Consider the following 254-nt stretch of genomic DNA (forward strand, 5'->3'; position numbering starts at 1 on the left):
CTGAGGAGCGATTGCCTTCGCCTTTGATGAAGTCGCCCTCCCAGTGCCCGGGCATCACGCGATCCTCGACTTCAGGTGGGCGCACGTGAATGCTGACCATATTGGGAATTTGCCAGCGGCGATCATTCCCCGCGTGCGCGACATACGGGCGCGGTGAGCACGACGCAAACAAGCAATGAGTTGGCGCCGTAGTTCTCCGCCTGGGTGAGCGTAGATGGTCGTGTAAATCGTTTCGTGCGAGACCTGCAAAGTTG

General features: G+C 59.1%; 1 pseudogene. It reads right to left on the reverse strand.

Annotated features, from left to right (window positions below):
- A pseudogene (locus tag ACRXB1_RS37860) lies at positions 1 to 254 on the reverse strand (IS30 family transposase); the annotation flags it as partial.

The sequence above is a fragment of the Caballeronia sp. M23-90 genome (genome assembly GCF_053574605.1).